10 protein-coding genes are annotated in these 8,231 nt (G+C 71.0%); 4 read left to right on the top strand and 6 right to left on the bottom strand.

Going from position 1 to position 8,231, the window contains the following annotated elements; translation table 11 throughout:
• Positions 1–576 (bottom strand): RNA polymerase sigma factor SigE (gene sigE, locus ACTWQJ_RS40810; protein WP_443311479.1); only part of this gene is annotated, 576 nt, incomplete at its 3' end.
• Between the two features lie 172 nt (positions 577–748).
• Between sigE and ACTWQJ_RS40805 the strand changes: the two genes are divergently transcribed.
• Positions 749–1,447, top strand: coding sequence for an O-methyltransferase (locus ACTWQJ_RS40805; protein WP_443311481.1), 699 nt, complete (start codon positions 749–751; stop codon positions 1,445–1,447).
• Between the two features lie 124 nt (positions 1,448–1,571).
• On the opposite strand, the gene ACTWQJ_RS40800 is transcribed toward ACTWQJ_RS40805, so the two are convergent.
• On the bottom strand, positions 1,572–1,739 hold the full coding sequence (locus ACTWQJ_RS40800) for a DUF3117 domain-containing protein (protein ID WP_003966491.1): 168 nt from the start codon (positions 1,737–1,739) through the stop codon (positions 1,572–1,574).
• Positions 1,740–2,116: 377 nt separating this feature from the next.
• On the opposite strand from ACTWQJ_RS40800, the gene ACTWQJ_RS40795 reads away from it, so the two are divergent.
• Positions 2,117–2,926: an enoyl-CoA hydratase/isomerase family protein gene (locus ACTWQJ_RS40795; protein WP_443311478.1), complete on the top strand. Its 810-nt coding sequence runs from the start codon at positions 2,117–2,119 to the stop codon at positions 2,924–2,926.
• A 113-nt stretch (positions 2,927–3,039) separates the two neighbouring features.
• On the opposite strand, the gene ACTWQJ_RS40790 is transcribed toward ACTWQJ_RS40795, so the two are convergent.
• Together ACTWQJ_RS40790 and ACTWQJ_RS40785 are read right to left on the bottom strand one after the other, a co-directional pair.
• Positions 3,040–3,627, bottom strand: a complete 588-nt coding sequence (locus tag ACTWQJ_RS40790) for a DNA-3-methyladenine glycosylase I (RefSeq protein WP_443311477.1) — start codon at positions 3,625–3,627, stop codon at positions 3,040–3,042.
• Positions 3,624–3,968 carry a DivIVA domain-containing protein gene (locus ACTWQJ_RS40785; RefSeq protein ID WP_443311480.1) on the bottom strand — a complete coding sequence of 115 codons (345 nt, stop codon included), beginning with the start codon at positions 3,966–3,968 and terminating at the stop codon, positions 3,624–3,626. Before ACTWQJ_RS40785 ends, ACTWQJ_RS40790 begins: the two co-directional genes overlap by 4 nt.
• Positions 3,969–4,119: 151 nt before the next feature.
• Here ACTWQJ_RS40785 and folP point away from each other — a divergent pair, with 151 nt between their 5' ends.
• Entirely contained in the window at positions 4,120–4,980 is an 861-nt protein-coding gene (gene folP, locus ACTWQJ_RS40780; protein ID WP_443311476.1) for a dihydropteroate synthase, read from the top strand.
• A gap of 182 nt (positions 4,981–5,162) precedes the next feature.
• On the opposite strand, the gene ACTWQJ_RS40775 is transcribed toward folP, so the two are convergent.
• Both ACTWQJ_RS40775 and dapE read right to left on the bottom strand, forming a co-directional pair.
• A complete protein-coding gene (locus tag ACTWQJ_RS40775) occupies positions 5,163–5,921 on the bottom strand; it encodes a TIGR00730 family Rossman fold protein (RefSeq protein WP_443311475.1) in 759 nt (252 codons plus the stop codon).
• 108 nt (positions 5,922–6,029) lie between these two features.
• The gene (gene dapE, locus ACTWQJ_RS40770) at positions 6,030–7,109 is read right to left on the bottom strand and encodes a succinyl-diaminopimelate desuccinylase (protein ID WP_443311474.1); all 1,080 of its coding nucleotides are present in this window, start codon (positions 7,107–7,109) and stop codon (positions 6,030–6,032) included.
• An 84-nt stretch (positions 7,110–7,193) separates the two neighbouring features.
• Here dapE and ACTWQJ_RS40765 point away from each other — a divergent pair, with 84 nt between their 5' ends.
• A complete protein-coding gene (locus tag ACTWQJ_RS40765) occupies positions 7,194–8,171 on the top strand; it encodes a heavy metal transporter (RefSeq protein WP_443311473.1) in 978 nt (325 codons plus the stop codon).
• The last annotated feature ends 60 nt before the right edge of the window (positions 8,172–8,231 follow it).

Here is an 8,231-nt window from a genome sequence, read left to right as displayed (position 1 = left end):
CAGGACGACCGCGGCGCGGAACTCGGGTGCGAGGGTGTCGAGGGCCTGCTGGACGTCCGCGTCGAAGTGCGCGTCGTTGAGGACCTGCTGCGGGGTGGGCTCACGGCTGGGCAGCCGCTCGGCCGCGTCCTCGCCGAGGGCGTCGAAGCGGATGCGCTGCTTGCGGCGGACCATGTCCAGGAAGAGGTTCGTGGTGATGCGGTGCAGCCAGCCCTCGAACGTGCCCGGCGTGTACGTGGACAGGGAGCGGAAGACGCGGACGAAGACCTCCTGGGTGAGGTCCTCGGCGTCGTGCTGGTTGCCTGTGAGGCGGTACGCCAGCCGGTAGACGCGGCCACTGTGCGTGCTGACGATCTCCTCCCACGTGGGCGGAGTCCACGCCTGCCCGTCCGCGTCGGTGGAGAACGTCGCGGTCCGGTCGTGGTCAGCGGCGTGGCTGTGGTCAGCAGCGGTGTCGTTCACGGATTTCGGCCTGCCCGCCGACCCGAGGAAGCGCCGCAGCACTCCTGCCCGGTTCAAAGGCGCAGCCGCACCTCCCCTGTCGGCTCTGGTGGTGTCCAGTGGAGCCCCTACCATAGCCACCTCGTCCGTTAGCTCCGGATAAGCGGTTTTACGAGAAATTGATCTGTGCTGATACGGCTGATGCGGTTGATGCGGCTGCGTCAGCACTTGCTCGGCGTCCCGCGAGTCGTCGTGATCCAACTGTGTCCCCCACTCCTGTCTCCCGCCCTTCTAAACGCCTGGTCCCATCTGCGGGTTCCCGACGGCAACGGATACAGTCACGCCCAGGCAACCACGGGGACAGGAGAGGGTCATTACCGGCAACCGGCAGACGAGCTGGGCGTTCGCCGACGCCTATGTCGCCGAGGACGAAGCGCTGCGCTGGGCCCGTGACCGGGCCCGTGAAGCAGGGCTGCGCTCGGTGTCGCCCGGCACGGGCGCCGCGCTGAGGTTGCTGGCCGCTTCCGTGGACGCCAAGGCCATCGCGGAGATCGGCACCGGGACCGGTGTGTCAGGGATTCATCTGCTGTTCGGGATGCGGCCGGACGGCGTCCTGACCACCGTGGATCCCGAGCCCGAGCACCAGCAGTTCGCCCGGCAGGCCTTCCGCGCCTCGGGGTTCGCCAGCAATCGCGCCCGTTTCATCCCGGGCCGCGCCCTGGACGTCCTTCCGCGGCTCGCGGACGCCGGCTATGACCTCGTCTTCTGCGACGGCGACCGGCTGGAGGTGCTGGAGTACCTCGCTGAATCGTTGCGCCTGCTGCGTCCCGGCGGGCTGGTCGTGTTCGAGGGTGTCTTCGCGAACGGCCGCACGGTGGACTCGGGACCCCAGCCGACGGAGGTACTGCGGCTGCGGGAGCTGCTGCGCGCGGTGCGCGAGAGCCAGGAGCTGGTGCCGTCGCTGCTGCCGGTGGGCGACGGGTTGCTGTGCGCGGTGAAGCGATAACCCCAGGCCACAGCCCCAGGCGACAGCCCCAAGCGGCAATCCCTGGCCGGTCGACCTGAGCAAACAGTCGCCCCGGCACCGAATACAGTGCCGGGGCGTCTGAAAGGGTATGGTCGCCTGCGGGTCAGCCCACGACCTTCTTGAGGGCGTCGCCGAGCGCGTCGGCCTCGTCCGGGGTCAGCTCGACGACGAGCCGACCGCCGCCTTCGAGCGGAACGCGCATGACGATGCCCCGCCCCTCCTTGGTCACCTCGAGCGGGCCGTCACCCGTCCGCGGCTTCATGGCCGCCATGCTCGTTCCCCTTCCTGAAAACCAGCTCATCGTCAAAGCCGACGGCCCGCTGAAGGGCACGCGCGGTCCGTGAGGGGACACGCGACACCGGCATCGAGCACATTGCTTCCAAGCCATTATCCCGCATCTCACGACCCGATGACCAACATCAGTCGGCATCGCTTGGGCAACGCGCGCGAGCAAAACCACTCAATTCGGCGATGTGACTGCGATACTGCGCAGCCGCACGGACTTCCGCGGAGCGGAAGCCGGGACAAATTCTTTGACGCAGGTCACATGGACGCTCGGGGCCGTTGTCGGTGATCTCCGCCATGCTGTCCTCAGACAGGACGTACTGACCGGTACGCCCGCAGCCGCGACTCCGGAGGGGATACGCCATGGCCGACACCGTGCTCTACGAGGTGAGCGACGGGCTTGCGACGATCACGCTGAACCGCCCCGAGGCGATGAACGCGCTGAACATCGAGACCAAGGTCGCCCTCAGGGAGGCGGTCCAGTCCGCGGCGGCCGACGACGCCGTACGGGCGGTGCTGCTGACCGCGTCCGGGGACCGGGCGTTCTGCGTGGGGCAGGACCTCAAGGAGCACATCGGACTGCTGGCCGCCGACCGGGAGGCGGGCGGGGGCGAAGGGCAGACGATGAGCACGGTGCGGGAGCACTACAACCCGATCGTGCGGGCGCTCACGGGCATGGCGAAGCTGGTGGTCGCGGGCGTGAACGGGGTCGCGGCCGGGGCGGGCTTCGGCTTCGCGCTCGCCGCGGACTACCGGGTGGTGGCCGACACCGCCGCCTTCAACACGTCCTTCGCCGGTGTGGCGCTGACCGCCGACTCCGGGATCTCCTGGACCCTGCCGCGCGTCGTCGGGCCGGGGCGGGCCGCCGACCTGCTGCTGTTCCCGCGGAGCATCAAGGCGCAGGAGGCGTACGAGCTGGGGATCGCGAACCGGGTCGTGCCGTCGGAGTCGCTGCGCGGCGAGGCGGAGACCATCGCGCGGGCGCTGGCCGAGGGGCCGACGGTCGCCTATGGGGCGATCAAGGAGGCGGTGGCGTACGGGCTGTCCCACTCCTTGGCGGAGACGCTGGAGAAGGAGGATGAGCTGCAGACTCGGGCGGGGTCCTCGGAGGACCATGCGATTGCGGTGCAGGCCTTTGTGAACAAGGAGAAGCCGAAGTATCTGGGGCGGTGAGTTCTGAGGCTGCGGGTTCGTTGTGGCTGGTCGCGCCCACGGTGGGGGTCCCCCCGCTCGAGCGCAGCCGAGAGTGGGGGAGGAGCCGCACATCGAGCACAGCCCCGCGCCCCTTAGGGGGCGCTTCTCGCCACGCAGGCTTCCAGGTGGTCGTCGACCAACCCGCACGCCTGCATCAACGCATACGCCGTCGTCGGGCCCACGAAGCGCAGGCCCCTCTTCTTCAGGGCCTTGGACAGGGCCGTCGACTCGGGTGTGACCGCCGGGACGTCGGACAGCGTCTTCGGGACCGGGCGGGTCGTCGGGTCGGGGGCGTGGGACCAGATCAGGGTGTCCAGCTCGCCCGGGGACCAGTCGGCCAGCACGCGCGCGTTGGCGAGGATCGCGTCGATCTTGGCGCGGTTGCGGATGATGCCGGGGTCGGCGAGCAGGCGCTCGCGGTCGGCGTCCGTGAAGGCGGCCACCTTGGCGATCTCGAAACCGGCGAAGGCGGCGCGGAAGCCGGGGCGGCGGCGCAGGATGGTGATCCAGGACAGGCCGGACTGGAAGGCCTCCAGGGCCAGCCGCTCGAACAGCGCGTCGTCGCCGTGGACCGGGCGGCCCCACTCCTCATCGTGGTACGTCACGTAGTCCTCGGTGGACAGGGCCCAGGGGCAGCGCAGCGCGCCGTCGGGGCCTGCCAGGGCCGTGCCGTCGCTCACCGGTCCTCCTCCGGCCCGTGTTTCTCCAGGGAGGCGCGGGCTGCGGCCCGGGCGCCGACCAGGGCGGACTCCAGGTCGGCGATCCGGGCGTCGCGCTCGGCGAGCTCGGCGGCGAGGCGGCCCAGGGCGTCGTCCACGTCCGTCATGCGGTAGCCGCGGGCGGCGAGCGGGAAGCGCAGGGAGTCGACGTCCGCGCGGGCGACCGGGCGGTCCGGGGGCAGCGGGTCATGGAGCCGCTCGGGTGCGGCCTCGGGCAGCGGGCCGTGCTCGCCGCCGCCCACCACGGCGAGTGTCACCGCCGCGACGACGACGGCGAGGGCCACGACCAGGAACAAGAACATCACCATCGCTGAGGGTCCCCACGCGGAGTGTGCCGGCGTACGCCGACATCGAATGTGTCAGGGTCCGATCGTGCCATGCGAGTCTGACAGTTAGGGTCGCAGGCGGCCGGAAAGGCCGCGGGCCAGGACGTACGAGGAGAGGTCACAGGGGATGCTCAGGCTGGGCAGGCGGGAGTTCCACCCGCACGAGCCGGTGATCATGGCGATCGTGAACCGGACCCCGGACTCCTTCTACGACCGCGGGGCCACCTTCCACGACGAGCCCGCCCTCGCGCGCGTGGAGCAGGCGGTGGCGGAGGGGGCCGCGATCATCGACATCGGCGGGGTCAAGGCCGGCCCGGGCGAGGAGGTGACCGCCGAGGAGGAGGCGCGGCGGACGGTCGGGTTCGTGGCGGAGGTCCGGCGGCGGTTCCCGGACGTCGTGATCAGCGTGGACACCTGGCGGCACGAGGTCGGCGAGGCCGTGTGCGAGGCCGGGGCGGATCTGCTGAACGACGCGTGGGGCGGGGTGGATCCGCGGCTCGCGGAGGTCGCCGCGCGGTACGGGGTGGGGCTGGTGTGCACGCATGCCGGCGGTGCGGAACCGCGTACGCGGCCGCATAGGGTGACGTACGACGACGTCATGGCCGACATCCTGCGGGTGACCGTCGGGCTGGCCGAACGGGCGGTGTCGCTGGGGGTACCGCGGGAGTCGGTGCTGATCGATCCCGGGCACGACTTCGGGAAGAACACGCGGCACAGTCTGGAGGCGACGCGCAGGCTCGGGGAGATGGTGGAGACCGGGTGGCCGGTGCTGGTGTCGCTGTCCAACAAGGACTTCGTGGGAGAGACGCTGGACAGGCCCGTCAAGGAGCGGGTGATCGGCACGCTGGCGACGACTGCGGTGTCCGCGTGGCTCGGGGCGCAGGTGTACCGGGTGCACGAGGTGGCGGAGACGCGGCAGGTGCTCGACATGGTGGCGTCGATCGCCGGGCATCGTCCTCCGGCGGTGGCCCGGCGGGGGCTGGCGTAGGCCGCTTCTCGCCCCCGCCGCCCCTACCCGTCCCATCCCCAGGGGCTCCGCCCCCTTCGACCCCGCCAGGGGCTCCGCCCCCTGGACTCCCGCTCCTCAAACTCCCCCAGAGGGGGACCCCCAAAGGGCTGGTTCTTCAGCAAACGCCGGAGGGACTGGTCAAACGCCGGAGGGGCTGGTTTTCAGCGCCCCGCCTCCTTCGACACCAACGCCACCGCCTCCTCCACGTCGTCCGTGACGTGGAAGAGGTGCAGGTCCTTCTCCGAAGCCTTGCCCTGGGCGACCAGGGTGCTGCGGAGCCAGTCGACGAGGCCGCCCCAGTACTGGCTGCCGAAGAGGACGATCGGGAAGCGGGTGACCTTCTGGGTCTGGACGAGGGTGAGCGCCTCGAAGAGTTCGTCCAGCGTGCCGAGGCCGCCCGGCAGGACCACGAAGCCCTGCGCGTACTTGACGAACATCATCTTCCGGACGAAGAAGTAGCGGAAGTTGAGGCCGATGTCGACGTAGGGATTCAGGCCCTGCTCGAAGGGCAGCTCGATGCCGAGGCCGACCGAGATGCCGCCCGCCTCGCACGCGCCCTTGTTGGCGGCCTCCATCGCCCCGGGGCCGCCGCCCGTGATGACCGCGAAGCCCGCCTCGACCAGGCCTCGGCCCAGGCGGACGCCGATGTCGTATTCCGAGGAGTCCACCGGCGTACGGGAGGAGCCGAACACGCTGATGGCGGGCGGGAGTTCGGCCAGCGTGCCGAATCCCTCGATGAACTCCGACTGGATGCGCAGGACTCGCCAGGGGTCCGTGTGGACCCAGTCCGACGGGCCGCCCGCGTCCAGCAGTCGCTGGTCCGTCGTGCTCGCCGTCACCTGGCTCCGCCGACGGAGGACCGGGCCGAGGCGCTGCTCCTCCGGCGGCTGCTTCTTGCCCTCAGGGTTGCCGGTGGCCATGTGCGCTCCCTCCGTTGCGGGGTCGTTCCACCTCAGCGTAGATCTACGCGGGTTAAGGACGGGGTACGTGTGCATGTCCGCCATGAAGCGCCACAGCACCGGCCGGTCTCACGCCGTGAGCCAGGACCTCAGGCGCTCCTCGCCCGCCAGGATCTTCGCCGTGTCGACCCGTTCGTCCCGCTTGTGCGCCAAGTGCGGGTTGCCGGGGCCGTAGTTGACCGCCGGGATGCCCAGCGCGCTGAAGCGGGAGACGTCCGTCCAGCCGTACTTCGGCTGCGGGGTGCCCCCGACCGCCTCGATGAAGGCTGCCGCGGCCGGGTGGGACAGGCCGGGCAGGGCGGCTCCGCTGTGGTCGTCGACGACGAAGTCGGTCACCCCGCAGTCCGCGAAGACCTCGCGGACGTGGGCGATCGCCTCCTCCTCGGTGCGGTCCGGGGCGTAACGGAAGTTGACCGTCACGACGCACTCGTCCGGGATGACATTTCCGGCCACACCCCCCGAAATCCCCACAGCGTTCAGGCCCTCGCGGTACTCCAGACCGTCGATCACCGGGTAGCGCGGCTCGTACGCGGCCAGGCGGGCCAGGATCGGCGCCGCCGCGTGGATCGCGTTGGAGCCCATCCAGCTGCGCGCCGAGTGGGCCCGTTCGCCCCTGGTCTTCAGCAGCACGCGCAGGGTGCCCTGGCAGCCGCCCTCGACCTGACCGTCCGACGGTTCCAGCAGCACCGCGAAGTCGCCCCGCAGCCACTCCGGATGGGCCTCGGCGACATGCTTGAGGCCGTTGAGCTCGGCGGCGACCTCCTCGTTGTCGTAGAAGACGAACGTCAGGTCGCGGTTCGGGGCCGGGACGGTGGCCGCGATGCGCAGCTGGACCGCGACGCCCGCCTTCATGTCGCAGGTGCCGCAGCCCCACAGCACACCCTCGTCGTCCAGCCTGGACGGCACGTTGTCGGCGATCGGCACGGTGTCGATGTGACCGGCGAGGATCACGCGCTCCGCCCGGCCCAGGTTCGTGCGGGCGACGACGTTGTTGCCGTAGCGGTCGACCGTCAGGTGCGGCAGGGCGCGCAGGGCACCCTCGATCGCGTCCGAGAGCGGCTTCTCGCTGCCGCTCTCGGAGGGGAAGTCGACGAGCCGGGCGGTGAGCTGTGCGGCGTCCAGGGTGAGGTCAAGCGGGGTGTCGGCCATGCCGTCGACCCTAACGCGCCGGTCCGCTGAAGCACTGTCCACACCCGGGGCGGGCGCCTTGACGAACTCCAGTACCTTGTACGGATGCCAGAGCCGTCCCCTACTCCTCAGCGTCGTGGCCGCCTCTTCCGTATCGGGGCGGCCTTCGTGGTCCTGCTCGCGGTCGCGGGCTATCTCGTGGTGCAGTACGTCACCGGAGGCCCTGGCGGACCGCAGTGCAAGGTCGTGTCGGCCGACGACGACGGGGCGACGTACGAGTTCACGCCCGAGCAGGCGGTGAACGCGGCGACGATCACCGCCGTCGGCACCGCGCGCGGACTGCCCGAGCGGGCCGTGACGATCGCGCTGGCGACCGCCCTCCAGGAGTCGGCGCTGCGGAACATCGACCACGGCGACCGGGACTCGCTCGGCCTGTTCCAGCAGCGGCCGTCGCAGGGCTGGGGCACGGAGCAGGAGATCATGGACCCGATCTACTCGGCGGGCATGTTCTACGACCATCTGGTCGAGGTGCCCGGCTACACCCGGCTGCCGCTCACCGTGGCCGCGCAGCGCGTGCAGCGCAGCGGATTTCCGGAGGCCTACGCCAAGCACGAGCCGGACGCCATCCTGCTCGCCGCCGCGCTCACCGGGCGGGCCGCGGCCACGCTGACCTGTCAGGGCCGCCCGGGCGCAGCCCCCACCGCCGGTCCGGACGCGGTGCGCTCCGCGCTCGTACGGGACTTCGGGCGGGACGCGGTGGCGCAGGCCGGCGCGGAGGTGGGCGCGACGCCGACGCCCGCGCCGAGCGACCTGATCACCGAGACCAGCGGGCGCACGGTGACCGTACCGGTGACCGCGGACACCGGCGCCGACGGACGCAGCGTCCGGGAGCGCGGCTGGCAGCTCGCGCACTGGGCGGTCGCCAATGCCTCCGCACTGCACATCGAGCGCGTCTCGTACGCCGGCCGGGAGTGGACGGCCGGGAACAGCGACAGCCGGTGGCGTACGGCGTCCGGCGACGGGAAGGGCGCCGACGGGGCGGAGAGCGCCGCGAGCGCGGTCCGGATCGTCGCTGCACAGTAGTGCGGGGCTTCCCCCTCAGGGGTTACGTGCGTGGACGGCCGGCGACGGTGTGATCAGGTT

The organism is Streptomyces sp. KR55 (genome assembly GCF_052245645.1).
Lineage (GTDB): Bacteria > Actinomycetota > Actinomycetes > Streptomycetales > Streptomycetaceae > Streptomyces > Streptomyces flavusporus.
This window is presented reverse-complemented; position numbering and strand designations above follow the sequence as displayed.